The 24259-nt window shown below is 67.7% G+C and carries 23 protein-coding genes and 1 pseudogene; 14 read left to right on the top strand and 10 right to left on the bottom strand.

Annotation, left to right across the window (positions count from 1 at the left end):
* Positions 1–146 precede the first annotated feature (146 nt).
* From G3M57_RS20300 to G3M57_RS20285, 4 genes are all read left to right on the top strand, one after another.
* Positions 147–881: a PspA/IM30 family protein gene (locus G3M57_RS20300; protein WP_057184509.1), complete on the top strand. Its 735-nt coding sequence runs from the start codon at positions 147–149 to the stop codon at positions 879–881.
* A complete protein-coding gene (locus G3M57_RS20295) occupies positions 881–2038 on the top strand; it encodes a glutathionylspermidine synthase family protein (protein WP_056761394.1) in 1158 nt (385 codons plus the stop codon). The genes G3M57_RS20300 and G3M57_RS20295 overlap by 1 nt, the downstream gene beginning before the upstream one ends.
* A 91-nt stretch (positions 2039–2129) precedes the next feature.
* On the top strand, positions 2130–2870 hold the full coding sequence (locus G3M57_RS20290; protein ID WP_163232643.1) for a TIGR02391 family protein: 741 nt from the start codon (positions 2130–2132) through the stop codon (positions 2868–2870).
* 543 nt (positions 2871–3413) lie between these two features.
* Positions 3414–4361, top strand: coding sequence for an IS110 family RNA-guided transposase (locus tag G3M57_RS20285; protein ID WP_163228532.1), 948 nt, complete (start codon positions 3414–3416; stop codon positions 4359–4361).
* Between the two features lie 436 nt (positions 4362–4797).
* Here the strand turns inward: G3M57_RS20285 and G3M57_RS28005 are convergent.
* Positions 4798–4905 (bottom strand): annotated as a pseudogene (locus G3M57_RS28005) (hypothetical protein); the annotation flags it as partial.
* Between the two features lie 273 nt (positions 4906–5178).
* Here G3M57_RS28005 and G3M57_RS20280 point away from each other — a divergent pair.
* A complete protein-coding gene (locus G3M57_RS20280; protein WP_056761397.1) occupies positions 5179–5700 on the top strand; it encodes a flavin reductase family protein in 522 nt (173 codons plus the stop codon).
* A gap of 32 nt (positions 5701–5732) precedes the next feature.
* On the top strand, positions 5733–6716 hold the full coding sequence (locus tag G3M57_RS20275; protein WP_163232641.1) for a M15 family metallopeptidase: 984 nt from the start codon (positions 5733–5735) through the stop codon (positions 6714–6716).
* On the opposite strand, the gene G3M57_RS20270 is transcribed toward G3M57_RS20275, so the two are convergent.
* The 5 genes from G3M57_RS20270 to G3M57_RS20250 form a co-directional block, all read right to left on the bottom strand.
* Positions 6691–7428, bottom strand: a complete 738-nt coding sequence (locus G3M57_RS20270) for a DUF72 domain-containing protein (protein WP_163232639.1) — start codon at positions 7426–7428, stop codon at positions 6691–6693. The genes G3M57_RS20275 and G3M57_RS20270 overlap by 26 nt on opposite strands.
* Before the next feature lie 48 nt (positions 7429–7476).
* Entirely contained in the window at positions 7477–8205 is a 729-nt protein-coding gene (locus G3M57_RS20265; RefSeq protein WP_056761405.1) for an endonuclease III domain-containing protein, read from the bottom strand.
* A gap of 87 nt (positions 8206–8292) precedes the next feature.
* Complete coding sequence (locus tag G3M57_RS20260; RefSeq protein ID WP_163232637.1) at positions 8293–8853, bottom strand: NUDIX hydrolase; 561 nt, start codon at positions 8851–8853, stop codon at positions 8293–8295.
* A complete protein-coding gene (locus tag G3M57_RS20255; RefSeq protein WP_056761411.1) occupies positions 8850–9851 on the bottom strand; it encodes an inorganic phosphate transporter in 1002 nt (333 codons plus the stop codon). Before G3M57_RS20255 ends, G3M57_RS20260 begins: the two co-directional genes overlap by 4 nt.
* Positions 9851–10495 (bottom strand): DUF47 domain-containing protein, encoded by a 645-nt coding sequence (locus G3M57_RS20250; RefSeq protein ID WP_056761412.1) that lies wholly within the window; start codon positions 10493–10495, stop codon positions 9851–9853. The genes G3M57_RS20255 and G3M57_RS20250 overlap by 1 nt, the downstream gene beginning before the upstream one ends.
* A gap of 197 nt (positions 10496–10692) precedes the next feature.
* Here G3M57_RS20250 and G3M57_RS20245 point away from each other — a divergent pair, with 197 nt between their 5' ends.
* The 6 genes from G3M57_RS20245 to G3M57_RS20220 all read left to right on the top strand — a co-directional run bounded on the left by G3M57_RS20245 (position 10693) and on the right by G3M57_RS20220 (position 17801).
* On the top strand, positions 10693–11157 hold the full coding sequence (locus G3M57_RS20245) for a (2Fe-2S)-binding protein (RefSeq protein ID WP_163232635.1): 465 nt from the start codon (positions 10693–10695) through the stop codon (positions 11155–11157).
* 2 nt (positions 11158–11159) lie between these two features.
* Entirely contained in the window at positions 11160–13340 is a 2181-nt protein-coding gene (locus G3M57_RS20240; RefSeq protein ID WP_163232633.1) for a xanthine dehydrogenase family protein molybdopterin-binding subunit, read from the top strand.
* Positions 13341–13469: 129 nt separating this feature from the next.
* A complete protein-coding gene (locus G3M57_RS20235; protein WP_163232631.1) occupies positions 13470–14828 on the top strand; it encodes an FAD-dependent oxidoreductase in 1359 nt (452 codons plus the stop codon).
* Positions 14829–15133: 305 nt separating this feature from the next.
* Complete coding sequence (locus G3M57_RS20230) at positions 15134–16486, top strand: sugar MFS transporter (RefSeq protein WP_056761686.1); 1353 nt, start codon at positions 15134–15136, stop codon at positions 16484–16486.
* 219 nt (positions 16487–16705) lie between these two features.
* Positions 16706–17242: a hemerythrin domain-containing protein gene (locus tag G3M57_RS20225; RefSeq protein ID WP_056761424.1), complete on the top strand. Its 537-nt coding sequence runs from the start codon at positions 16706–16708 to the stop codon at positions 17240–17242.
* 46 nt (positions 17243–17288) lie between these two features.
* Positions 17289–17801 carry a CinA family protein gene (locus G3M57_RS20220; RefSeq protein WP_056761428.1) on the top strand — a complete coding sequence of 171 codons (513 nt, stop codon included), beginning with the start codon at positions 17289–17291 and terminating at the stop codon, positions 17799–17801.
* 67 nt (positions 17802–17868) lie between these two features.
* Here G3M57_RS20220 and G3M57_RS20215 read toward each other — a convergent pair whose 3' ends face one another.
* Positions 17869–18126, bottom strand: coding sequence for a GlsB/YeaQ/YmgE family stress response membrane protein (locus G3M57_RS20215; RefSeq protein ID WP_035081411.1), 258 nt, complete (start codon positions 18124–18126; stop codon positions 17869–17871).
* 537 nt (positions 18127–18663) lie between these two features.
* Here G3M57_RS20215 and G3M57_RS20210 point away from each other — a divergent pair.
* Positions 18664–20031 carry a dicarboxylate/amino acid:cation symporter gene (locus G3M57_RS20210; protein ID WP_163232629.1) on the top strand — a complete coding sequence of 456 codons (1368 nt, stop codon included), beginning with the start codon at positions 18664–18666 and terminating at the stop codon, positions 20029–20031.
* A gap of 42 nt (positions 20032–20073) precedes the next feature.
* Here G3M57_RS20210 and G3M57_RS20205 read toward each other — a convergent pair whose 3' ends face one another.
* From G3M57_RS20205 to G3M57_RS20195, 3 genes are all read right to left on the bottom strand, one after another.
* Complete coding sequence (locus G3M57_RS20205) at positions 20074–21441, bottom strand: PQQ-dependent sugar dehydrogenase (RefSeq protein ID WP_163232627.1); 1368 nt, start codon at positions 21439–21441, stop codon at positions 20074–20076.
* A gap of 73 nt (positions 21442–21514) precedes the next feature.
* On the bottom strand, positions 21515–21955 hold the full coding sequence (gene trxC, locus G3M57_RS20200; protein ID WP_163232625.1) for a thioredoxin TrxC: 441 nt from the start codon (positions 21953–21955) through the stop codon (positions 21515–21517).
* Between the two features lie 170 nt (positions 21956–22125).
* Positions 22126–22887 carry a FadR/GntR family transcriptional regulator gene (locus G3M57_RS20195; RefSeq protein ID WP_056761441.1) on the bottom strand — a complete coding sequence of 254 codons (762 nt, stop codon included), beginning with the start codon at positions 22885–22887 and terminating at the stop codon, positions 22126–22128.
* 145 nt (positions 22888–23032) lie between these two features.
* Here G3M57_RS20195 and manD point away from each other — a divergent pair, with 145 nt between their 5' ends.
* Positions 23033–24244, top strand: coding sequence for a D-mannonate dehydratase ManD (gene manD, locus G3M57_RS20190; protein ID WP_163232623.1), 1212 nt, complete (start codon positions 23033–23035; stop codon positions 24242–24244).
* Positions 24245–24259: the final 15 nt, after the last annotated feature.

Raw genomic sequence — 24259 nt, 5'->3', positions numbered from 1 at the left:
AATTCCTTCTCCTTCGACAGGCTCAGGATGAGGAATTCTACTCGGACGCCCCTGAATTAGCCCTCATCCTGAGCTTGTCGAAGGACGAGGGCGGACCCGCCGTCGCCAACAGTATATTCTCCAACAAAGACCTTCGGAGACCCCACATGTCCATCTGGAACAAGCTGTTCACCCTGGGTCGCGCCGGCGCGCACGAGGCCACCGCGGCCGTCGTCGACGCCAACGCCCTGCGCATCCTCGACCAGGAGATCCGCGACGCCGACACCGCCCAGGGCAAGGCCCGCGACGACATGGCCACGCTCGTCGCCCGCCGCCGCATCCTGGAGAAGGAAGTCGCCGGCTTCCGCGATCAGGTCACCAAGTACGAGGCCTCGGCCCGCGCCGCCGTCCAGAAGGGCGACATGGACCTGGCCCGCCAGGTGGCCCAGCGCATCGCCGACCTCGAGCAGGACATCGCGCTGAAGGAGCCGCAGATCGGCGACATGCGCGCCGCCGAGGACCAACTGCACACCGCCATCACCGCCACCGACCGCCGCATCGAGACCCTGCGTCGCGAGGTCGAGGTCGTGAAGGTCAACGAAAGCGTCCAGAAGGCCCAGGCCGCCGTCTCGGCCCGCGGGGCCGGCGCGGGCGCCTCGCTGGGCTCGGCCGCCGACAGCTTGGCCCGCATCAAGGAACGCCAGATGATCCGCGGCGAGCGGATCAAGGCGGCCGGCGAGCTGGAAGACCGCCGCACCGGCGCCGATCTCGACGAAAAGCTGCGCCTGGCCGGCATCCTGCCCGGCCAGTCCAGCGCCGATGACATCCTGGCCCGCCTGGCGCCCGCCCAGCCCACGCTGCAGATCGAGCAGAAGCCCGGCGACGGCGGCAAGACCGAGTAGTGCGCCGCCTCAAGCTGACGCCGCGTCCCGACTGGCAGGCCAAGGCCGAGGCGGTCGGCTTCGTCTATCACCACACCGAAGGCCAGGCCTATTGGGACGAGTCCACGGCCTACGCCTTCACCCTCGGCCAGGTGGAGCAGGACCTGGAGCCGGCCGCGGCCGAGCTCCACGACCTGTGCCTGGACCTGGTCGACGAGGTCGCCGGCAGCCAGGAACTGATGGAGCGGCTGGCGATCCCGCCCGAGCACCGCGACTTCGTGGCCGCCTCGTGGCGGGCCAAGTCGCCGTCGCTCTATGGCCGCTTCGACTTCGGCTATGACGGCAAGGCCAAGCCCAAGCTCTACGAATACAACGCCGACACCCCGACCAGCGTGTTCGAGGCGGCCACCTTCCAGTGGCTGTGGCTGGAGGAGCTGATCGCCAACGGAACCTTCCCCGCCGGCGCCGATCAGTTCAACAGCCTGTTCGAAGCCCTGCGCGACCGGTTCAAGGTCCTGTTCCCGACCGGCGGCTTCGTCCACTTCGCCAGCGACGAGGACGCGGTCGAGGACCGCCAGACCGTGCGCTTCCTCGAGGACCTGGCCCTGCAGGCCGGCGTCGAGCCCAAGTTCGTGGCCATGGACAACATCGGCCTGAACGCGGAGGGCCAGTTCGTCGACCTGGAGGGCTTCGTCCTGCAGGCGGCGTTCAAGCTCTATCCGTGGGAGTTCATGCTGCGCGAGCCCTATGCCGCCCACCTGAACACGGCCCAGGTGCGCTGGATCGAGCCGCCGTGGAAGGCGATCCTGTCCAACAAGGGCGTCCTGCCGCTGCTGTGGGAACGCCATCGCGGCCACCCCAACCTGCTGGAGGCCTATTTCGAGGGCGACCCGGCGGCCAGCGCGCTGGGCGGGCGCTTCGTGCGCAAGCCGCTGTTCTCGCGCGAAGGGGCCAATGTCGAGGTGGTCGGGGGTGACGAGCCTGTCCTCGACCAGGGCTATGGCGCGGAAGGCGCGATCGTCCAGGCCTACCACCCGCCGCCGGACTTCGACGGCAAGCGGCCGGTGGTCGGCGCGTGGATGGTCGGCAACGAACCGGCCGGCATCGGCGTCCGCGAGGACGACAGCGTCGTCACCAAGAACCTGGCCCGGTTCGTGCCGCATGTGATCGAGGGGTAATATATTTGCCGCACACCAGGTACATGGAGATTAGATTTGGCTCGGAGCTCGATAACTCCTTCACCGAGTAGCCAATTTATCATCTGCTCAGATGAAAGATGCTATCTTAAAAATAGATCGCAGAATTGCGGACCTAGATTTATTTAATCCCGATGCGATTTCAGATCGTTATGACCCATCGATCAGCGCCCTAGAGAATAAATTAGACGCGGCTCTCGTAGCAATTTTTGGAAACGATACCGTTGAATATAACCGGTATAAAGGGGTTTTAAATAATATTGATGCCGCTTCTGTAAGCTATACGCGAGAAACGCCTATAAGTGAAGTTCGCGAGGGTTTGAGGCGGGGTGCGGCGGCTGCCAGAGAAAATCTGGCTGCTATACGAGCGGGCTTCATCGAGGACCTGGAAGATTCTGGACAAAGCGATGCTGGAAAGGCGCTTCGAGCCTACGACGGATTGGAAATCCACGCCTCCATTCAAAGAGCTGCCGGACAATTATATCGCGATGGTCACTATGCCAACGCTGTAGAAGCTTCGGTGAAGGCTCTCAATATGTTGGTTCGTCTTCACAGCGGCGTGGAAGACAAGGACGGATCTGCACTTATGGAGTTCGTTTTTAGTCCCAAAAATCCCGTTTTGAAATTCAACCCCTTGCTGGATCAATCGGATTCAGATGAACAAAGAGGGTTTATGATGTTGTTCTCTGGTGCCGTCGCCGGTCTAAGAAACCCTCGTGCACATCGATTTGTGCAAGATGATCCCGAGCGAGCGTTGGAATTTATCGCCTTTGTTAGCTTGCTGGCTAAGCTAGCCGACAAATCTGCTTCGTAGTTATTCAGCCGCCCCGGATGGGGTCGCGCCTTAAAGCCTTGGTGGATCGGAGCTCTGGCGTCTGGCCGTGTCAAGGACGACGCGGAGCGTCGCCGCGACGCGGCCGCCAGAGGCGGTCCTTGACACGGCCAGACGCCAGAGCAGGCTCGCCATCAAGGTTTCAAGGCGCGGCCTCGCCGCTGGCGGATGACGTCAGGAGAGCTGCCGGACGGCGCCCCTTCTTGAACCCTCTCCCGGAGGGGAGAGGGAGGGACCCGCGCGACGCGTGGGAGGGAGAGGGGTGACGCCCTGACCGGTTTCACCCTGAACGCCCTGCCGGCGCGCCGTCGACCTCGGTAGCCCCTTGTCTGTTGGAGAAGCGGTAAGCTGCTGGTGTCTTCCGGGACGTCCGCCTGGTGTTCTCAGCACCAGGCGGACCGCCGGCGGAGGGACCGATAACCCCTGAGCGTTTTGGCGCTGCGGGTGAGCCTGGTCGCCGCTGGCATATCCATGACCCGGATGGTTGCAGGGACGTATGGGTCCGGAGCCACAAGGATGGGATCGATGGATAGGAACAAGTCTAGCACAACGATCGCCGGGATCGATGTGGGCAAGCGCCAGTTGGATGCGGCCGTGCTCGGCAGGGCCGAGCAGCATCGGGTGGCCAACGACGCAGCGGGCTGGGAAGGGCTGATCGCCTGGCTGGCGGAACGCGGCGTCAGACGCGTGGGGCTGGAGGCGACGGCGGGCTACGAGCGCGGCGTGCGGGCCAGACTTGAGGCGGCGGGGCTGGAGGTGGTGGTGCACCAGCCGCTGGAGGTGAAGCTGTTCGCGCGCCTCAAGCGGCGGCGGGCCAAGACCGACCGGCTGGATGCGGCGCTGATCGCGGCGGCGACGGCGCAGGTGGACACGGTGCGGGCGGCCCAGGACCCGCGCCTGGCCCATCTGGCCGAACGCCTGACGGCCTACGAGCAGATCAGCGACCAGGCCGCCCAGCTGAAGACCTTCATGGAGCATGTGACCCTGCCCGATCTGGCCGCCAGCCTGGGCGAGCAGATCCAGAGCCTGGCGCGGCTGAAGGCCCGGCTGGCGCGCGAGATCCTGGCCGCGCTCAAGGCCTGGCCCGACCTTCTGGCCCGCTGGACGCTGCTGCGGTCTCTGCCAGGTGTCGGGCCGCTGGTGGCCGCCAGCCTGGTGATCCGCATGCCCGAGCTGGGCGCCCTCAAGCGCGGCCAGCCCGCCAGCCTGCTGGGCGTGGCTCCCTTCGACCGCCAGTCGGGCCAATGGAAGGGCCAGAGCTTCATCGGCGGCGGTCGAAGCCGACCTCGCCGCATGCTCTATCTGGCCGCCATCGCCGCCAAGCGCTTCGATGCCGCCTTCAAGATCTTCGCCGATCGCCTCCTGGCCGCCGGCAAACCGCCCAAGGTCGCCATCGTCGCCGTCATGCGAAAACTCGTCGAAGCCGCAAACCTCGTCCTCAAGCGACAGCAGCCCTGGGTTCGCCACGCCTGATCAACATGGTTGCTCACCCTCCCGCCGCTGCGCGGCGGGCCCCGCCCTCTCCCTCTGGGAGAGGGTTTTGAAGGTCCATGCTCGGCAGATAGCGAACAAAGCCCGGTGATTTCAACACCTTGAACTTTTTCGACCCGATTTGATCCACACCCTTCCAGACAGCCGTATCCTGATCTCACCTCGTCGCAGGGAAAGGGCGCATGGCCAGCGACCGATGCGGCGGCGGGGGCGATCGAGCGGGAAGCTCCGTCGGCGGTCCTTTTGGACCAAACTTCGCGTCTCTGGAGCCGGTCGGGCCTGGAACACAAAAACGACGTGGCGCGAGGGCTGATTGAGCAACAGGCGGGCGGTGACGCGCTCGCGGTCCGGGACCGGGGTTCGTTGACCTGGCCCGCCCGTCGGAGGCTTCAAGGCGGCGAGGCCCTAACAGGGTTCAGCGCCGCTGCGCTTCCGGATAACGACCGCGCGGAGCGATCGGGCTTCGTCGAAACGGTATTCATTTTCAAACTCCGGACGATGTCCGGCGCTCCGCGTCCCTTTCCATCAGCTCGGCGAGAGATCGCGTGAGGACGAGAGACCGTGCCCATCAGATCCTCCCCCTGTGGGGGAGGTGTCGGCGAAGCCGACGGAGGGGGGAGTGATCGGCCGATGGCTGCAACCCGGATCGCCGACCCCAAAACGCCCCCCACCGATCGCTGCGCGATCGCCTCCCCCACGGGGGGAGGATCATCGACAAGCGGTCCGTAGGGGGCAAGTGGGCCGTGCCCCATGGCCCAAACCCTTGCCCGTCACGCCGGTTTGCATCACTGGTGGTCCAATGAGTCAGCCGGTCACGATCGAACTGGGCGAGGGCGGCGCGCATGACGCCCGGGCGCTGCGCCACGCCTTCGGATGCTTCACCACCGGGGTGACGGTGATCACCACGGTGTGCGAGGACGGTCGCCGCGTGGGGCTGACGGCCAATTCGTTCACCTCGGTGTCGCTGGATCCGCCCCTGGCCCTGGTCTGCGTCGACCTCAACTCGCGCAGCCTGCCGATCCTGGACGCGGCCGGGCGGTTCACGGTCAATGTGCTGCACGCCGACCAGCAGCTGATGGCCCGCCAGTTCGTGCAGAAGGACGGCGACCGGTTCGCCGGCATCGACACCGAGACCTGGGACACCGGCGCGCCGATCCTCCCCGACTGCATGGCCAATTTCGAATGCGTGACCCACCAAGTCTTCGACGCCGGCGACCACCGGGTCTATGTCGGGCGGGTGGTCAAGCTGCGCTACGATCCGGACCACGAGCCGCTGGTCTATCTGCAGGGCCGCTTCCGCCGCGTGCACGTGGAGGCATAGCCGGCATGACGGCCGGATAGGGGAGCGGGACGATGCGGATTAGGATCGGAGCCTTCGCCTTGGTCGCCCCCATGCTGATCGGACTTGCCCTGAGCGCCACCGCCTTCGCCCAGCCCCTGGACGCCGCCGAGATGGCCGCCGTCGGCCAGTACGGCCAGCGCGCCGCGCCGCTGACGGTGTTCGAGCGGGCCGGCGTCCTGCGGATCGACGGTCAGGGCCGCAAGGACGCCAAGCTGACGCCCCTGGGGCGCAACCGCTATCGGATCGAAGGCGGCGGCGAGCTGGTGCTGGAGCCGGTCGCCGTGCGCCTGGACGGCGCCCGCCTGCCGCGTCACGACTTCGGGGCCGAGGTCGAGGCCGGCGTCCGCGCGGCGGTCCGCGCCGACCCCGACGCCCTGCGCGCCCGAGCCCTGGCGGCCAGGCCGCCGGTCGAGACCGACCCGCATCGCCCCGCCGACCTGGTGGACCTGTCGACCCTCGATCCGACCCTCCGCCTGGACATCCGCTACGCCGGCTCCGACAACTTCATGGGCCTGCCGCTGTACGAGCGCCCCGCCGCCTACCTGCAGCGCCCGGCCGCCCTGGCCCTGGCGCGGGCCGCCCAGGCGCTGAAGGCCAAGGGCTACGGCCTGCTGGTCCACGACGCCTACCGGCCCTGGTTCGTGACCTGGATGTTCTGGGAGGCGACGCCGCCCGAGGACCACATGTTCGTGGCCGACCCTGCCCAGGGCTCGCGCCACAACCGCGGCTGCGCGGTCGACCTGACGCTCTACGACCTGAAGACCGGCAAGCCGGTCGAGATGCCCAGCCGCTACGACGAGATGTCGGGCCGCTCCTACGCCGACTTCATCGGCGGCACGACCAGGCAGAGGGCCATGCGCTCGCTGCTGCGCGAGGCCATGGTCGCCCAGGGCTTCGAGATCTATCCCGAGGAGTGGTGGCACTTCGACTACAAGGACTGGCGCCACTACGGAATCGGGACGAAGACCTTCAGCGAACTGGCGGCGGCGCGATGAGGGCCATCAGCTTCAGGGCGTCGGTGGTCGCCGCGCCAAACCGGGTGTTGTCGAACACGCACCAACTTTCGACGGCTTCGGGCTCGCCGGCGATCCGCTTGGCCAGGGGGTCGAGCCGGCCGTCGTCATATGGTGTCGCGTACATCGCCGGCGAGCCGTGCAGGCGGTGATAGACCAGTTGGCTCCAGCCGCCGGGCCGGGCGGCGGCGGGGACCACGGCGGGGTCGGCGGCGACCCGCGCGACCTCGAAATCCTGCAGCAGCGCCTGCGCCGGCGCCTCGAACCAGGTGGCATGACGAGGCTCCAGCACCGTCGCGGCGGTCGTCGCCTTGCGCCAGGCGGCGAGGAAGAGCTCCACGGTCCCGGCGTCGAACCTCAGGCTGGGCGGCAGCTGGATCAGCAGCGGGCCGAGCTTGTCGCCCAGGCCGCCGCACTCGTCGAGGAACTGGGCCAGCGGTTCACCGGAGTCGACCAATCGGCGCTCGTGGGTGATCGTCTGTGGAACCTTCACCGCGAACCGGAATCCCGGCGGCGTGGAGGCCGCCCAGCGCTCGTAGGTCGTGCGCCGGTGCGGACGGTAGAAGGACGAGTTGATCTCGACGGCGTTGAACACGGCGGCGTAGCGCTCCAGGCCGGAGCCTTCGGCGGGAAAGACGTCGAGCGTTCGCGGAAAACCCCAGCCGGCCGTGCCGATGCGGATGTCGTGAGCCATGCGGAGGGAGCGTGCGGGGGCGGAAGCGGTTCACCGCTCCCGCCGGCTTTAGGCGCGCGGTCGCCAGGCCAGGATGTCGGCGCTGCGCTCGACGCCGACCCGGGAGCAGGCCGGCTTCAGCGCGCACGCCCCGCAGCGTGGCGCGTGGTGAGAGCACAGCAACTGACCCAGGCCCTTCATCAGCCAGTGCAACTCGTACAGGTCCTCCGCGGTCCAGCGGTCGGGGACCATGTCCATCAGGGCGCGATAGGCATGGGCGGTGTCATAGCTGGCGGGGATCAGGCCGTAGCGAGCGGCGACGCGGTGAACATGGGTGTCGACCACCAGGGCCCGCATGTTCAGCGGACTGAAGTTCAGCACCGAGGCGGCGACCTTGACCCCGACGCCCGGCAGGCCCTGCAGCCACCAGCGGGCGCTGTCCAGCTCCAGCTCGGCCAGGTGGTCCAGCGACAGCGTCCAGCCGCTGCGCACCTGGATCAGCCGCAGGGCGTGGGGTAGGTGACGCGCCTTCTCCTCGGGAAAGGTGACGTCCTTGATCAGTTCCTGGACCTCGGCGTCGGGCGTCTCGGCCAGGTCCTCCCAGGTGGCGAAGCGCTCCTTCAGCCGGTGATAGACCGCCCAGGAGACCGCGTCCTTGGTCCGTCCGCTGATCGACGACTTGACCAGTTGCGACACCGGATCCAGCCGCTTGGTCGGCCGCTGGGGTCCGAAGGTCTTGAGCAGCCCGTCGCGCAGGGCTTCGAGCGGCGAGGTCGAAAGGTCGAGGGACAGCTGCATGGCGATTCTCGCTCCGGAACAGAACAAGAACATAGTGAACGCGAAAGGGCTTGTCGAGTTATCCCCAGCCTGTTGACAGGCGTCGGCCTAACGGCGGCCCCAAAGCGCGGTGACGCGCCGGCGCAGGCGATCGAAGGCCACCCGGACCGGCGTGGGCGCCAGGGTCAGGGCCGGGCGCTCCTCGGCGGGCAGCTCGACCTGGGCGAAGCGGGCGATCAGGTCGCGCAGCTCCGGCTCCTGCACCGCCAGCGCCGCCTCGACCGGCGACATCCACCGCAGCGTCCGCTGGCCCTTCTCCGGCCAGGTCGCGTGCTCGCCGGTGACTTCCATCGGATAGACGTCGACCGTCACCGGCCGCGCCGCGCCGCTCTTGAGCCGCTTCAGGTAGGGATAGTCGCCGACCGGCGTGTCGACGATCCGGCCGTCCAGCCCGGCTTCCTCATAGGCTTCCTGGGCGGCGGCCTGATGGTCGAGCTTGCCCTTCATGGGCCAGCCCTTGGGGATCACCCAGCGGCGGGTCTCGCGCGATGAGACCAGCAGGACCTGCAAACCCTCGATCGGATCGGCGCGCCAGGGCAGTGCGGCGACCTGGCGGCGCCGTGTTCCGGACTTGCGTCCCGCCTGCTTGCCGCCCGCCGTGTCGCTCACTTCATCCAGAACCCGAGATAATAGAACGCCGCCGCGACGAGACCGGCCGCGGGCAAGGTGACGATCCAGGCGGTCACGATGCTCTTGGCCACGCCCCAGCGGACGGCCGAAACCCGACGCGACGCGCCGACGCCGACAATAGCGCCCGTGATCGTGTGAGTCGTCGAGACCGGAACGCCGATATGGGTCGCCAGGAACAATGTAATCGCGCCGCCGGTCTCGGCGCAGAAGCCCTGCATGGGTGTCAGGCGGGTGATCTTGCTGCCCATGGTGTGCACAATGCGCCAACCGCCAAAGAGGGTGCCGAGCGCCATCGCGGTCTGGCACGACAACACCACCCACAGGGGGATCGTGCCGGGGGCGTGGGTGGCGCCGTGGGCGAACAGCAGGGCGGCGATGATGCCCATGGTCTTCTGGGCGTCGTTGCCGCCGTGACCCAGGGAATAGGCCGCCGCCGAAACGAACTGCAGCTTGCGGAACACCCGGTCAGCGAAGAACGGCGAGCTTTTCAGGAAGGTCCAGGAGACGATCAGCACCAGCACCAGCGCCAGGACGAAGCCCATCAGCGGCGAGACCACGATGCCGGCCGCAGTCTTGCCCAGTCCCGCCCATTGCACCGCGCCGAAGCTGCCGACGCGCGCGACCGAAGCCCCGACCAGGCCGCCGATCAAGGCGTGCGAGCTGGACGAGGGGATGCCGGCCCACCAGGTGATCAGGTTCCAGCTGATCGCGCCCATCAGGGCGGCGAAGATCAGGCGGTCGCTGATGATGTGCGGGTCGATGATGCCGGCCCCCACCATCTTGGCGACGCTGGTGCCGAAGAAGATGAAGGCGATGAAGTTGAAGAACGCCGCCCAAAGCACCGCCCACTTGGCCGACAGCACGCGGGTCGAGACGATGGTGGCGATCGAGTTGGCGGCGTCGTGCAGGCCGTTGAGGAAGTCGAAGCCCAGGGCCACGACCACCAGCACGACCAGGATCAGGAAGGTCGGATCCACTAGACCTGCTCGACCACGATGCCGCTGATGCGGTTGGCGACGTCCTCGAAGCGGTCGACCACCTTTTCCAGGTGGCTGTAGATGTCGACGCCGACGATGAAGGCCATGGGGTCGCCGCCCTTCTGGGCCAGGAACAGCGCCTTGCGGCCCTGGTCGTACATCTGGTCGGCCTGCTCCTCGATCTGGGTGACGCGGACGGCCAGCTCGGTCAGGCGCTGGGCGTTCTTGCGCATGTCGGGCAGCAGGGCGACGGCCTCGACCGTCAGCTCGGCGGCCTGGACGATGATCGCGGCCATCTCGCGCATCTGCGGCTCGAAGGTCCTCACCTCGAACAGGCTGACCACCTTGGCGGTCTTACGCATCTGGTCGATAGCGTCGTCCAGCGAGGTGGTCAGGTCCTGGATGTCGCTGCGGTCGAACGGGGTGATGAAGCTGCGGCGGACCGCGCCCATCACCTGGCGGGTGATCTCGTCGGCCTCTTCCTCGTGCTGGTAGACGCGGGCGCTGGCGGCCTCAACGCCGTCGCCGCCCTGCATCAGGTCTTGCAGCGCCTTGGCCCCGGCCACCAGGGTGGCGGCATGCTGCGCGAACAGCTCGAAGAAGCGGTCTTCCTTGGGCATGACGGCCCGGAACAAGCCCAGCATGGTCGCTTCATCCTCTGTTCGAAGCGTGGAGAGTTTTCGGACGATCCTGGTACTGGACAACGCCCGACGGGGCGGAGCGGAACCACGGAAGCCGGCCGCGTTCAAGCTTTCAATGACGGTTTTATGACAACCACACCCTCTGGTCGTTGTTCCAACCCTTTGGCACTGTGCGCCCGCGTCAGTTCGGGAGCAGCGGCATGTCGACCAGTCTGAAGGTGAACGGCCAGGTCCACACGGTGGAGGCCGAGCCCGACACGCCCCTGCTGTGGGTGCTGCGCGACGAACTGGGCCTGGTCGGGACCAAGTACGGCTGCGGCGTGGCCCAGTGCGGGGCGTGCACGGTGCACATCGACGGCGTGGCCATGCGCTCCTGCGTCACCTCGCTGGCCGGGGTGGGCGGCAAGGCGGTGACCACCATCGAGGGCGTCGGGGCCAATCCGGTCGGCGCCAAGGTGCAGGAGGCGTGGAAGGCGATCGACGTGCCGCAGTGCGGCTACTGCCAGGCCGGCCAGATCATGTCGGCCACGGCCCTGCTGGCCGCCGCGCCCAAGCCGACTGACGACGAGATCGACACGGCGATGAACGGCAATCTCTGCCGCTGCGCCACCTACATCCGCATCCGCAAGGCCATCAAGGCGGCGTCCGGCCAGGTGGAGGCGTGAACATGACCGCGATCCTGGAAAACCCCGCCCGCCGCCTGTTCCTCAAGACCGGCGCCGCGGCCGGCGGCGGCCTGCTGCTGTCATTCAGCCTCCCGGGCCCGGTGCAAGCCCAGGGCGAGGCCAGCGCCAACCCGTTCAGCGCCTTCGTCCGCATCGGGCCCGACGGCGTGGTGACCATCGCGGCCAAGCGGCCGGAGATCGGGCAGGGGATCAAGACCTCGATGCCGATGCTGATCGCCGAGGAACTGGACGTCGATTGGTCGGCCGTCCGCATCGAACAGGCCCCGGTCGACGCCAAGGTGTTTGGCGAGCAGTCGGCCGGCGGCAGCACCTCCACCCCGGACGACTGGGAGCCGATGCGCCAGGTCGGCGCGGTGGGCCGGGCCCTGCTGATCCAGGCCGCCGCCCAGCGCTGGGGCGTCCCGGCGGCCGGCCTAACCACGGAGCCGGGCTTCGTCGTCGATAAGATGGGGAAGCGCCGCCTGTCCTATGGCGAACTGGCCCAGGCCGCGGCTGGTCTGGCGGCGCCCGATCCCAAGACCCTGGTCCTGAAGGACCCCAAGGCCTACCGGATCATCGGTAAGCCGCAGCCACAGTCCGACACGGCCGCCATCGTGGTGGGCAAGCCGCTGTATGGCATCGACGTGCGCGTGCCGGGCATGCTGTACGCCACCTTCCTCAAGGCCCCGGTGTTCGCGGCCAAGGTGGCCAGGGTCGACCTGGCGCCGGCCAAGGCGGTCAAGGGCGTGCGCCACGCCTTTGTGGTCGACGGCGGGAGCGAGCTGGAAGGCCTGCTAGGCGGCGTCGTGGTGGTGGCCGACAGCTGGTGGGCGGCGCGCAAGGGCCGCAATGCGCTGGAGGTCACCTGGGCCGACCATCCAACCAGCGCCCAGAGCAGCGCGGGCTTCGTCGCCAAGGCCGCCGAACTGCACGGCCAGCCGCCGCATCGCAATCTCAAGACGGTCGGCGACGTCGACGCGGCCCTGAAGGGCGCGGCCAAGGTGGTCAGGGCCGACTACAGCTATCCCTTCAACGCCCACGCCACGCTGGAGCCGCAGAACTGCACGGCCAGCTTCAAGGACGGCAAGGTCGAGATCTGGGCCCCTGCCCAGAACCCCGAGGACGGCCGCGAACTGGTCGCCAAGACCCTGGGGATCAGGCCCGAGGACATCACCATCCATTTCACCCGCAGCGGCGGCGGTTTCGGCCGGCGGCTGATGAACGACTTCATGGTCGAGGCGGCGTGGATCTCCAAGACCGTCGGGGTGCCGGTCAAGCTGCTGTGGACCCGCGAGGACGACATGCAGCACGACTTCTACCGTCCCGCCGGCTTCCACCGGCTGACGGCGGGGCTGGACGCGCAGGGCGGGCTGACGGCCTGGCGCAACCACTTCGTCACCTTCGGCGAGGGCGAGAGGTTCGCCCGCGCGGCCAATATCGGCGGCGCGCAGTTTCCGTACGGGGCGGTCGAGAACTACGTCCAGGACGTTTCGGTCATGCCGCTGGGCGTGCCGACCGGTTGGCTGCGGGCGCCGGGCAACAACGCCTACGGCTTCGTGTTCCAGGGTTTCACGGACGAGGTCGCCCATGCGGCCGGCGCCGATCCGGTGGAGTTCCGCCGCAAGCTGCTGGGCGAACCCAGGCTGATCGGCGAGCCGGGCAAGGGCGACAGCTTCCATACCGGCCGGATGCGCGCCGTGCTCGACCGGGCGGCCGAGGCGTCCGGCTGGGGCCGGAAGACCCCCAAGGGCGTCGGCCTGGGCGTGGCTTGCCACTACAGCCATCGCGGCTATGTGGCGGTGGTCGTCGAGGTGGCGGTTGCGGACGGAAGCCTGACGGTCCGCAAGGCGTGGGCGGCGGCCGATGTCGGCCGCCAGATCGTCAATCCGAACGGCGCCGAGCAGCAGGTGCAGGGCTCGGTGCTCGACGGGATCGGCAGCGCGCTGGGCCAGGCGATCACCATCGAGAACGGCGCGGTGGTCCAGAGCAATTTCGGCGATTTTCCGATGTTGCGCCTGGCCGACGCGCCGGACGTCGAGGTCCACTTCGTGACCAGCGACAACCCGCCGACCGGTCTGGGCGAGCCGGCGCTGCCGCCGGCCCCCGCCGCCCTGGTCAACGCGATCTTCGCCGCGACAGGCAAGCGCATCCGGGCCCTGCCGATCGGCGATCAACTGGCTTAGCGGCCTGGGTTTCTGGGAGGCGCGGCATAGCGTCCCATGGCCAAGTTCGAGGCCGCTCCGCACCGTCCGACGGGGCGGTCCTTAACCTTCTCAGGCCAGGATGGGTTCTCGAACGGGGACCATCGCGTCATGGGGCAGCATGTCGAAACCTTGGTGATCGGGGCCGGGCCGGCCGGCCTGACCGCCGCCTATGTCCTGGCCAAGGCGGGACGCGACGTCGCCGTCCTGGAAATGGATCCCCACGCGGTCGGCGGCGCCAGCCGCACGATCGACCATCACGGCTTCAAGATCGACCTGAACGGCGGCGCCTACGCCTCGACCTCGCCCGCCGTGCTGGCCCTGTGGTCCGAACTGCTGCCGGACGGCTTTGTCGAGCAGCCTCGGACGGCGCGGATCTACCACCGCGAGCGGTTCTATGCCTATCCGCTGAAGGCGCTTGAAGCTCTGGGCCTTCTGGGGCTGCGCGGCGCGGCGGCCTGCCTGGCCTCGTTCGGCCTGGCCAAGATCCGTCCGATCAAGGCGCCCAGGACCTTCGGCGATGAGATCCGCAACCGTTTCGGCGCCCGGCTGTCCTCGACGCTGTTCCTGCCCTTCGCCGAAAAGGTGTCGGGCCTGATCCGCGACCAGATGCCGGCCGGCCGCGCGGGCGCCGCCAGGCCGGCGGCCAGCCTGCGCTATCCGCGCCTGGGCGGCGGCTCGATCTGGCGGACCTGCGCGGACCAGATTGCGGCCTTCGGCGGCGAAGTCGCCCTGGGCCGTCGAGTCGAGACCCTGAAGTTCGATCCGATCACCCGGTCGTGGGCCGTGACGATCCTGCGCGACGACGGCGCCCACGAGGTCCGCACCGCCGACCACGTGGTCTCGACCGCGCCGCTGCGCGAGCTGATGGCCATGCTGCGGCCGGCGCCGATCAGCCTGTTCCACGCCGGCGAGCTGATGTACCGCGACCAGATCACGGTCGCCCTGGTGGGCCGCACCCGCAAGCCGCTGCGCGAGGCGGCGATCGACGTCCACGACACCGACCTGCAGGTCGGCCGGGTGCAGAACTACCGCGCCTGGTCGCCGGACATGGCGCCGGAAGGCGAGGCGGCCAGCTGCCTGGGCCTGGACTATTTCTGCTTCGAGGGCGACGGCCTGTGGACGGCCAGCGACGCCGACCTGGTGGCCCTGGCTTGGCGCGAGGCCGCGGTGATGGGGCTGATGGACCCCACCGCCGTCAGCGATGCGCGCGTCGTGCGCCAGCGAAAGGTGCTGCCGATCGAGGACGAGGACTGCGCCGAGCACCGGGCGATGATCCGCCTGGACCTGAAGATGCAGTTCCCCAGCCTGCACCTGGCCGGCCGCAACGGCCTGCACCGCGACGGCGCCCGTGACCAGGCCACGCTCAGCGGCCTGATGACCGCCGAGAACATCCTGACGGGCGAAACCGCTCACGACGTGTGGGAGGTTTCCGCGCCGCCGCCCGCCGCAGGCCGCCGGGCGGCGTAGGAGACGGCTCGGCGCAGCCGGTGCGTGCACGGGTCGAACAAGCCAACTTCCGGCGATCGCGATCCCCCGTCCGACACGCATAGAATGGCGATGATCGACATCGCCGCTTCCCATTGGCGGGGATTTGTCGGAGTTTTCGATTTACCGTCGAATCGGGAAAATCGGTTCCCACACGGCGGCTTGGCGAGATCTTCGCGGCGCACGTCCGGCTTCGGCCCTTGACAACGTTGTCACGGTTGAGGTGGATGGCGCGTCCCGCAACGTCGGACAGGGAGTGAAACAACATGGCAGGTATGGGGGCGTCGATGACGCCGAGTTCGGGGCCCGCGCCCAAGGCGGGAGGCAGTCTAGTCCTGGCCGTCGTCTATGTGACGGCGCTCTTCTTCATCTGGGCGCTGGTCACCAACCTGCTCGACCCGCTGCTGAAGACCATGAAGACGGTCTTCACCCTGAGCCCCGTCGAGGCGAACCTGACCGGCTTCGCCTTCTTCATCGCCTATGGCGTCATGTCGATGCCCTCGGCGGCCTTCCTGTCGAAGTTCGGCTACGCCAAGTCGGTGATCGTGGGCCTCAGCGGCATCGTCGCCGGCTGTTTCGTCGCCATCGCCGCGGCCAAGCTGCACGTGTTTGGCATCTTCCTAGTCGGGCTGTTCGTGATGGCCTCGGGCGTCACCCTGCTGCAGGTGGCCGCCAACCCGCTGATCGCCTCGATGGGCAAGCCGGAGGGCGCGTCCTTCCGCCTGAACCTGTCCCAGGCGTTCAATTCGCTGGGTGCGGCCTGCGGCCTGTGGTTCGGCGCCAACTTCCTGCTCAAGGGCGACATCTTCAAGCATGGCATCGAGATCACGCCGGCCCTGCGCGAACAGGCCCTGGGCTTCGTCTCGAACGTCTACCTGGCGATCGGCGTGGGCCTGACCCTGTTCATCATCGCCATCTTCCTGGTCCGCCACAAGATCACCGAAGCCGCGCCGAAGACCGGCCACCTGGTGAGCCCGTTCTCGGCCCTGGCCTCGAAGTGGGCCAATCTGGGCGCGATCGGCATCTTCCTCTATGTCGGCGCCGAGGTGGCGATCTCGCTGAACCTGCTGCTGTTCATCGAACAGAGCCATGTCCTGAACATCCCGGCCGAGCAGGCCGGCAAGCTGACCACCTTCTACATGGTGTTCGCGATGATCGGCCGTTTCGCCGGCTCGGCCCTGCTGAAGTCGGTCAAGGACTATGTGCTGTTGATGCTGGTCGCCCTGGGCGCCATCGCGCTCTGCGTGGTGGTGATCGTCACCAAGGACATGACCCCGACCGCCCATGCCGGCACGCTGAACCTGATCCTGGCCCAGGCCCCGATGACCAGCGGCCTGATCCCGGCCTTCGCGGCCCTGCTGATCGGCCTGTTCAACTCGATCATGTTCCCGACGATCTTCACCCTGACCCTGCAACGGTCCTCGGCGCCGACTTCGGCGACGTCGGGCCTGCTGTGCATGGCCATCGTGGGCGGCGCCTTCCTGCCGCTGATCTTCGCCAAGATCGAGGAGATGACCGGTTCGAAGTCGCTGGCCTTCGTCGCGCCGCTGATCTGCTACGTCTACGTCCTGTGGTTCTCGTTCGCGGCGCGTGGCGCCAAGGTTCACGAGATCCAGGAAGAGGTGGTCGCCGCCCACTAGGGCCAGACCGCTATGAAAATGGAAGAGCCCGGGCGCGTTGCGTCCGGGCTTTTTCATGTCGCGAATCTAAGAATGAGAATGACTTGCGACTATTAGATGTCGGGCAGTCGACCTAAACGCGTTACTTGAGCGGAAAAGCTCTGAAACGGGAACGTCCTCCCGACGCCAAGTGTTTGTGATCCGCCGACTTCGGCGACCAAGCATTCAGGGAGAGACACCATGGCGACCTCCGCCAAGAGCTCATCGACCAAGGCCAAGTCCGCCAAGCCTCGCCGCACGCGCCGCACCGGTCGCCGCGATCCGTTGGCGATCACCCTTCTGAAGAAGGACCACCGCGAGGTCGAAGGCTGGTTCGACGAATATGAACAGCTGGAGGAGGAGCCCGAGAAGCTGGCGCTCTTCAACAAGATCGCGCTGGCCCTCAAGGTCCACACCCGGATCGAGGAGGAGATCTTCTATCCGGAGGAGCGCGGCGAGATCGAGGACGACATGCTGGACGAGGCCTATGTCGAGCATGACGGCGCCAAGAAGCTGATCGCCGAGATCGAGGCGATGCAGCCCAGCGACGAATTCTACGACGCCAAGGTCAAGGTGCTGGGCGAGTACATCAAGCACCACGTCAAGGAAGAAGAGCAGCCCGGCGGCATCTTCGCCCAGGCCAAGAAGGGCGACGAGGATCTCGAGGCCATGGGCGAACGCCTGAAGGCCCGCAAGGAAGAGCTGATGGCCGAACTCGGCGGAAAACAGCCGAACTGATGTCCCGGGGGAGGGCTGTCGGCCTTCCCCCTTTTTCGGAGTGCTCATGGCCGAGGCGCTTGATCCGATCCTGCCACCGGACATAGACGAACTGACGCGGGCGGTCCTGGAGGCCGCCTGCGCGCGCGAACTGACCCTGGCGACGGCGGAAAGCTGCACCGGAGGCCTGCTGGCCTCGCTGCTGACCGACGTGCCGGGATGCTCGCACGCGTTCGACCGGGGGTTCGTGGTCTATACCGACGACGCCAAGATCGCGTTGCTCGACGTGCCGCCGTCGCTCCTGCCGCACGGCGGCTCGGTCTCGCAGCCGACGGCGATCGCCATGGCGGACGGGGCGATCAAGCGATCGAAGGCGGACGTGGCGGTGTCGATCACCGGCTGGGCCGAGGAGGTCGGCGATCCCGAGCGGCCGGGCGGCCTGGTCCACTTCGCCTGCGCGCGCCGCGGCGGCTATACCCACCATCGCCAGGCCCAGTTCGGCGACATCGGCCGTGGACCGCTGCGGATCGAGTGCCTGCGCGTGGCGCTGAAGATGCTGCAGCAGGCGGTGGCGCTCTGATCAGCGGCCATGAAAAAGCGCCTCCGGCCGGGCCGAAGGCGCTTTTCTATTCCGAACGTGTGGGGTGTCAGAGCGCTCGGCGGCCGGTGAAGGCGTGGTAGATCGCCAGGACGACGACCGCGCCGATGACGGCGACCAGCAGGCTGTAGAGGTTCAGGCCGGTGACGCCGGCGGAACCGAACTGGTTGAACAGGAACCCGCCCACCACGGCGCCGACGATCCCGAGCACCAGGTCCACCACCAGGCTGCCGCCGCTGCGGCTGACGAGCTTACTGGCGATGAAGCCGGCCACGAGGCCGAGCACGATCCACGCAAGAATAGACATGTACGCCTCCTTGGCATCAAAAGGCGTGCGAGCTGCGCGCCGATGCTAAATAAAAGCGTTCGTCAAGACTTTCGTTCCGACACGCTTGCGTGTTCGGGCGGGGAAGCGTCGCGAAAACTTTCAGTCAGTTCGCGCGTTGCTTCCGACCGTGCTTAGCGCGGCTTGCCGATGCGGGCCTGAACAGCCTCGACCAGCTTCTGCGCCGGCGCGCGGCCCAGCAGGATGAAGGCGCCGGAACCGATGATGGCGCCGATGAGGAAGGACAGGCTCATGGAAATCCCTGGGATGCTGGAAGCTGCGGCCGGCTCCTTTTAAGACGGGCGCCGCCTCCTTGGCCATGTGACACGCCGCCGCCGGGCGCCGCCTTGCGCGATTTGGCTGATCCAGATGCAGTGAACCGGCGTCGATGAATTCTGGTGGGGCGTTTCCACCTGGCGGCGCCACAAGCTGGGGCAAGACGGCCCGCGCGATATGATCCCGGCGGGCCTCATGACGTTACGCTGAAAGGTCCCCAGTCGGGTCTTTGAGAGGTTGCAGATGGCCCAGTCCCAGAGTCCTCCGTCCTCGCCGTCCAAGGCGAAAGCCGGCCGCTTCATCGGCAGTTTCGGCGTCCAGGTGCTGGTCGCCATGGCGGTCGGCCTGGGGCTGGGGCTGCTGGCCCGGTCGCTGGGGCCGGCCGAGGGACAGCCGGGGTATGGCCTGGCCGAGACCCTGCATCAGGTGGGCGCGATCTTCGTCCAGCTGCTGCGGGTGCTGGTGCCGCCGCTGGTGTTCACCGCGATCGTCGCCAGCATCGCCAACCTGCGCGAGCTGCAGAACGCCGCGCGGCTGGTCTGGCGCACCCTGCTGTGGTTTGCGATCACCGCCCTGATCGCCGTGGCCATTGGCATCGCGCTGGGCCTGGTCCTGCGGCCCGGCGACCACGCCGTGGTCGACCTGGCGACCGCCCACGCCCCGCGCACCACCGGTTCGTGGCTCGACTTCCTGACGGGCCTGATCCCGTCCAACATCCTGGGCCTGCAGGCCTCGACCAAGATCGTCGACGGCGCGGCCACGACGACGGCTTCGTTCAACGTGCTGCAGATCCTGGTCCTGGCCCTGGTGGCCGGGGTGGCGGCGATCAAGGTCGGGCCGGCCGGCGAAGGCTTCCTGGCCTTCAACGCCTCGGCCCTGGCGGTCGTGCGCAAGGTGCTGTGGTGGGTGATCCGCCTGACGCCGATCGGCACCGTCGGCCTGCTGGGCAACGCCGTGGCCCAGTACGGCTGGACCACCCTGGGCCAGCTGGGCGCGTTCGTCGGCGCGATCTATCTCGGCCTGGGTCTGGTGCTCTTCGTGGTCTATCCGACGATCCTGGCGCTGAACGGCCTGAACCCGCTGCGGTTCTTCGCCGGCGCCTGGCCCGCCATCCAACTGGGCTTCGTCTCGCGGTCGTCGATCGGGACCCTGCCGGTGACCGAGGCCCTGACCGAGACCCGCCTGGGCGTTCCGCGCGCCTACGCCGCCTTCGCCGTGCCGCTGGGTGCAACCACCAAGATGGACGGCTGCGCGGCGATCTATCCGGCGGTGGCCGCCATCTTCATCGCCCAGTTCTACCATCTGCCGCTGCAACTGACCGACTATGGCCTGATCGTCTTCGTGTCGGTGCTGGGTTCCGCCGCGACGGCGGGCCTGACGGGGGCGGTGGTGATGCTGACCCTGACCCTGTCAACGCTTGGCCTGCCGCTGGAAGGCGTGGGCCTGCTGCTCGCCATCGACCCGATCCTCGACATGGGCCGCACGGCGGTCAATGTCGCCGGCCAGGCCCTGGTGCCGACCATCGTCGCCAAGCGTGAAGGCATCCTGGACGAGGCGGTCTTCAACGCTCCGCCGCGCGAGGTTGGGGCGGACGAGGCGGTTCCGGCTTAACTCCAAATCCGCTCATCCCAGCATTCGTCGGGATGAGCGGATCTATTTGTTGGTTTCGGACTGCAAGGGCGCGGGTTTCGGAGCCGGGGGCGGCGTGTTGGCCGCGACCCGCCACACGGTGTTGCCGACATCGTCGGCCACCAGCAACGCGCCGAACTTGTCGACCGCCACGCCGACGGGTCGTCCCAAGGCCTGGCCCTTGGCGTCGAGGAAGCCGGTCAGGAACGGCTCGGCGGGACCGGATGGCTTGCCATTCGCGAACGGCACGAAGACCACCCGATAGCCGCTGACCGGCTTGCGGTTCCATGAACCGTGCTGGCCGATGAAGGCGCCGCCCTTGTAGCGGGGCGGAAAGGCGTCGGCGTCATAGAAGGTCAGGCCCAGGGAGGCGGTGTGGGCGCCCAGGGCGTAGTCCGGCTTGATCGCCTTGGCCACAAGGTCGGGGCGCTGAGGCTTCACGCGCGTATCCACAGTCTGGCCGTAGTAGCTGTAGGGCCAGCCGTAGAAGCCGCCGTCCCGGACCGAGGTCATGTAGTCGGGGACCAGGTCATTGCCGATCTCGTCGCGCTCGTTGACGCTGGTCCACAGGGCGCGGCTCTGCGGTTGCCAGCCCATGCCGTTGGGGTTGCGAAGCCCCGAGGCGAAGACTCGGCTGGAGCCGGTGGCAGGATCGATCTCCAGGATCGCCGCGCGGCGTTCCTCGGCGGCCATGCCGTTCTCGCCGACATTGCTGTTGGAGCCGACGGTCACGTACAGCTTCCCGCCATCCGGGCTGGCGATCACGTTCTTGGTCCAGTGATGGTTGATCGGTCCGGCGGGCAGGTCGGCGATCTTGCGGGGCGGAGCGGTGATCCGGGTCTGGCCGGCCTGATAGGGGAAGGCCAGCAGGGCGTCGCTGTCGGCGACATAGAAGGTGTCGCCCACCAGGGCCATGCCGAACGGCGAATGCAGGCCCGACAGGAAGGTCGTGCGGACCTCCAGCGTTCCGTCGTCGTCGGCGTCGCGCACCAGGGTGATGCGGTTGGCCGAGGGCGGGGTCGCGCCGGCTCGCTTCATGATGATCTTCTGGAACCAGCCCTTGAGGCCCTTGCCATCCTCGGGCTTGGGCGGGGCGTTGGTCTCGGCGATCAGGACGTCGCCATTGGGCAGTACATAGAGCCAGCGGGGATGGTCCAGGCCGCGGACCAGGGCGGTGGCCACGAAGCCGGGCGCGGCGTCCGGCGTCTGGCCGCCGGCCCAGCCGACCGCCGGGGCGATCTTCATCACCGGGATCGTCTGCTTCCTGGCGGCGGGCAGGGCGGGATTGGGGCCGTAGCCCTGCTCGGGCGGCAAGGCCGGCCCGGCGCCGCAGGCCGCCAGCAGCAAGGCGACGGGAGCGGCGATCAGCACGGCATGATGGGCTTTGGGCATTGTCGGCCTCGCTCCCTTCATAGAGTGGGGTAAACGCGGGACCAGGCGTCAAGCTCCGGCTTGGCTGTCGTCCTCAGACCGGCGCGTGTTCGTCGATCCAGCGGCGGAAGAAGCCGGCGTCAGGCAGGCCCGCCTGGTTGGCGGCGACCTTGCCGTCCTTGAACAGGAACAGGGCGGGAATGCCGCGCACGCCGTAGGCCTGGGCCAAGGCGGGCTCGGCGTCGACATCGACCTTCACGAAGCGGGCGCGGGGCTCCAACTCCGCGGCCGAGCGGGCGAAGATCGGGGCGATCGCCTTGCACGGTCCGCACCAGGCCGCCCAGAAGTCGGCGACGATCGGGATCTGGCTGCTCACGACGTGCTTGCGGAAGCGGGCGGTGGTCAGGTCCACCGGCTGGCCGGTGAACAGCGGCTGGGCGCAGCGGCCGCACTTGGCCGCCTTGGCGTCGCGCTGGACCGGCAGGCGATTGGTGGCGTCGCAGTGCGGGCAGACGATGTTGACGGTCTCGGCCATGGCGGTGTCTCAACGAGCGCGGCGGGCGTTCGGTTCTATCGCGCCCCCGGCGTCCGAGGCGGCATGAGGTCGGCCGCTTCCTGGTTGCCGGCCAGACAGGCCCAGCCAAATCCTGTTTGGCGACCGTCGTGGTCAGGCCAATTGCGCCGCCGCAAGCCCGATCGAACCGGTCAGATCAGGGAACGGCGCGCCAGCTCGCTGCGGCGGGCGGCGACCTCGCTGCGGGCTTGCTGCATGGCGTCGATCTCGGTGGCGGTCAGCAGGTTGTCGATCACCCGGCCCAGGTGCTCGCGCATGGCGTTGCGGGCGGTCTTGGGATCGCGGGCCTTCAGGGCGCTGAGGATTTCCTGGTGGTCGTCGATCAGCGGCCGCACGCCTACCTGGCGCGCGCGCTCCAGCATCGCCCGGCATAGCGGCGACTTGTAGCGCAGGTCCCACAGGTTCTCGATCACGGTGACCAGGGCGCTGTTGCAGGTGGCCCGGGCGATGGCGACGTGGAACCGGCGGTCGGCCAGATCGCCGCGCACGTCGTGTTCGTTCTCCTCGACCATGTCGTCGAGGATCTTTTCGAGGTCGATCAGCTCCTGATCGGTGATGGTGGTGGCGGCCAGGGCGCAGGACTCGCCCTCGATCAGGCGACGGGCCTCGGTCAGCTCGAAGGCGCCGATGTCCAGTTCGGGCGCGGGAACCTCGGCGGGCGCGGCTTCGGTGACATAGACGCCCGAGCCATGGCGGGCCTCGACCAGGCCGCGGATTTCCAGCGCGATCATCGCCTCGCGCACCGTGGGCCGGCTGACCCTGAATTCCTCGGCCAGGTCCCGCTCGGAGGGCAGGCGATGCCCGGGCTGGAACGCGCCCTCGCGGATCGATTCGGCGATCGCATTGGCGACCTGCTGGTACAGTTTACGGGTTTCTGCGGTCGACGTGGTCATGGAACTTTCCCGCCCGCGCGCGTCGGCGGGCCGTCGTCAGCCTAGAGCATGGAGGCGAAAGACGCCATGACGCACTGGCGCCTCTGCAAGATATGTCCTATGGATTGGTCAGGCCACTTACGCTCAGAAGGCAGACCAACACTCCATGCTCAAGATCATCGACGCCAAGGTCATCGTCACCTGCCCCGGGCGGAACTTCGTCACCCTGAAGATCACCACCTCGGACGGCGTCACCGGTGTCGGCGACGCTACGCTCAATGGACGGGAACTGGCGGTGGTCAGCTATCTGCGCGACCACATGATCCCCTGCCTGATCGGCCGCGACGCCCACCGGATCGAGGACATCTGGCAATTCTTCTATCGCGGCTCGTACTGGCGCGGCGGCCCCGTGGCCATGAGCGCCCTGGCCGCGGTCGACATGGCCCTGTGGGACATCAAGGGCAAGGTCGCCGGCCTGCCGGTCTACCAGATGCTGGGCGGCGCCTGCCGCGAGGGCGTCACGGTCTATGGCCACGCCAATGGCGAGACCATCGAGGACACCATCGCCGAGGCGGTGAAGTACAAGGGCCTGGGCTACAAGGCCATCCGCCTGCAGACCGGCGTGCCGGGACTGGCCAGCACCTACGGGGTGTCGGGCGACAAGATGTTCTACGAGCCGGCCGACGCCGACCTGCCCACCGAGAACGTCTGGTCGACGGCCAAGTATCTGAACCATGCGCCCAAGCTGTTCGAAAAGGCCCGCGAGGTGCTGGGCTGGGACGTCCACCTGCTGCACGACGTCCACCATCGCCTGACGCCGATCGAAGCGGCCCGGCTGGGCAAGGATCTGGAGCCCTACCGCCTGTTCTGGCTGGAGGACGCTGTACCCGCCGAGAACCAGGCCGGCTTCCGCCTGATACGCCAGCACACCACCACCCCGCTGGCGGTCGGCGAGATCTTCAGCCACGTCTGGGACGCCAACATCTTGATCCAGGAACAGCTGATCGACTACCTGCGGGCCACGGTGCTGCACGCCGGCGGCATCACCAACCTGAAGAAGATCGCCGCCTTCGCCGATCTGCACCACGTCAAGACCGGCTGCCACGGCGCCACGGACCTGTCGCCGATCACCATGGCCGCGGCCCTGCATTTCGACATGTCGATCCCCAACTTCGGCCTGCAGGAGTACATGCGCCACACGCCGGAGACCGACGCGGTCTTCCCGCACGGCTACACCTTCAAGGAAGGCATGCTGCATCCGGGCGAGCGGCCGGGCCTGGGCGTCGACATCGACGAGATCCTGGCCGAGCAATATCCCTACAAGCGCGCCTACCTGCCGGTGAACCGGCTGGAGGACGGGACCATGTTCAACTGGTGACGTGTTTCCTCCGCG

This window comes from Caulobacter rhizosphaerae (assembly GCF_010977555.1).
Taxonomy (GTDB): Bacteria; Pseudomonadota; Alphaproteobacteria; order Caulobacterales; family Caulobacteraceae; genus Caulobacter; species Caulobacter rhizosphaerae.
The sequence above is the reverse complement of the archived record's forward strand: the minus strand, read 5'-3'. Positions and strand labels throughout refer to the sequence as shown.

What these genes read in the sequence shown, in the direction of transcription:
- G3M57_RS20270 (WP_163232639.1), bottom strand. Translation starts at nt 7,428, where the DNA reads ATGGCTCACGACATCCGCATCGGCACGGCCGGCTGGGGTTTTCCGCGA.
- G3M57_RS20280 (WP_056761397.1), top strand. Translation starts at nt 5,179, where the DNA reads ATGAGTCAGCCGGTCACGATCGAACTGGGCGAGGGCGGCGCGCATGAC.
- G3M57_RS20240 (WP_163232633.1), top strand. Translation starts at nt 11,160, where the DNA reads ATGACCGCGATCCTGGAAAACCCCGCCCGCCGCCTGTTCCTCAAGACC.
- G3M57_RS20290 (WP_163232643.1), top strand. Translation starts at nt 2,130, where the DNA reads ATGAAAGATGCTATCTTAAAAATAGATCGCAGAATTGCGGACCTAGAT.
- G3M57_RS20210 (WP_163232629.1), top strand. Translation starts at nt 18,664, where the DNA reads ATGGCCCAGTCCCAGAGTCCTCCGTCCTCGCCGTCCAAGGCGAAAGCC.
- G3M57_RS20220 (WP_056761428.1), top strand. Translation starts at nt 17,289, where the DNA reads ATGGCCGAGGCGCTTGATCCGATCCTGCCACCGGACATAGACGAACTG.
- G3M57_RS20205 (WP_163232627.1), bottom strand. Translation starts at nt 21,441, where the DNA reads ATGCCCAAAGCCCATCATGCCGTGCTGATCGCCGCTCCCGTCGCCTTG.
- G3M57_RS20250 (WP_056761412.1), bottom strand. Translation starts at nt 10,495, where the DNA reads ATGCTGGGCTTGTTCCGGGCCGTCATGCCCAAGGAAGACCGCTTCTTC.
- G3M57_RS20285 (WP_163228532.1), top strand. Translation starts at nt 3,414, where the DNA reads ATGGATAGGAACAAGTCTAGCACAACGATCGCCGGGATCGATGTGGGC.
- G3M57_RS20195 (WP_056761441.1), bottom strand. Translation starts at nt 22,887, where the DNA reads ATGACCACGTCGACCGCAGAAACCCGTAAACTGTACCAGCAGGTCGCC.
- G3M57_RS20235 (WP_163232631.1), top strand. Translation starts at nt 13,470, where the DNA reads ATGGGGCAGCATGTCGAAACCTTGGTGATCGGGGCCGGGCCGGCCGGC.
- G3M57_RS20215 (WP_035081411.1), bottom strand. Translation starts at nt 18,126, where the DNA reads ATGTCTATTCTTGCGTGGATCGTGCTCGGCCTCGTGGCCGGCTTCATC.
- manD (WP_163232623.1), top strand. Translation starts at nt 23,033, where the DNA reads ATGCTCAAGATCATCGACGCCAAGGTCATCGTCACCTGCCCCGGGCGG.
- G3M57_RS20225 (WP_056761424.1), top strand. Translation starts at nt 16,706, where the DNA reads ATGGCGACCTCCGCCAAGAGCTCATCGACCAAGGCCAAGTCCGCCAAG.
- G3M57_RS20245 (WP_163232635.1), top strand. Translation starts at nt 10,693, where the DNA reads ATGTCGACCAGTCTGAAGGTGAACGGCCAGGTCCACACGGTGGAGGCC.
- G3M57_RS20275 (WP_163232641.1), top strand. Translation starts at nt 5,733, where the DNA reads ATGCGGATTAGGATCGGAGCCTTCGCCTTGGTCGCCCCCATGCTGATC.
- G3M57_RS20230 (WP_056761686.1), top strand. Translation starts at nt 15,134, where the DNA reads ATGACGCCGAGTTCGGGGCCCGCGCCCAAGGCGGGAGGCAGTCTAGTC.
- G3M57_RS20265 (WP_056761405.1), bottom strand. Translation starts at nt 8,205, where the DNA reads ATGCAGCTGTCCCTCGACCTTTCGACCTCGCCGCTCGAAGCCCTGCGC.
- trxC (WP_163232625.1), bottom strand. Translation starts at nt 21,955, where the DNA reads ATGGCCGAGACCGTCAACATCGTCTGCCCGCACTGCGACGCCACCAAT.
- G3M57_RS20300 (WP_057184509.1), top strand. Translation starts at nt 147, where the DNA reads ATGTCCATCTGGAACAAGCTGTTCACCCTGGGTCGCGCCGGCGCGCAC.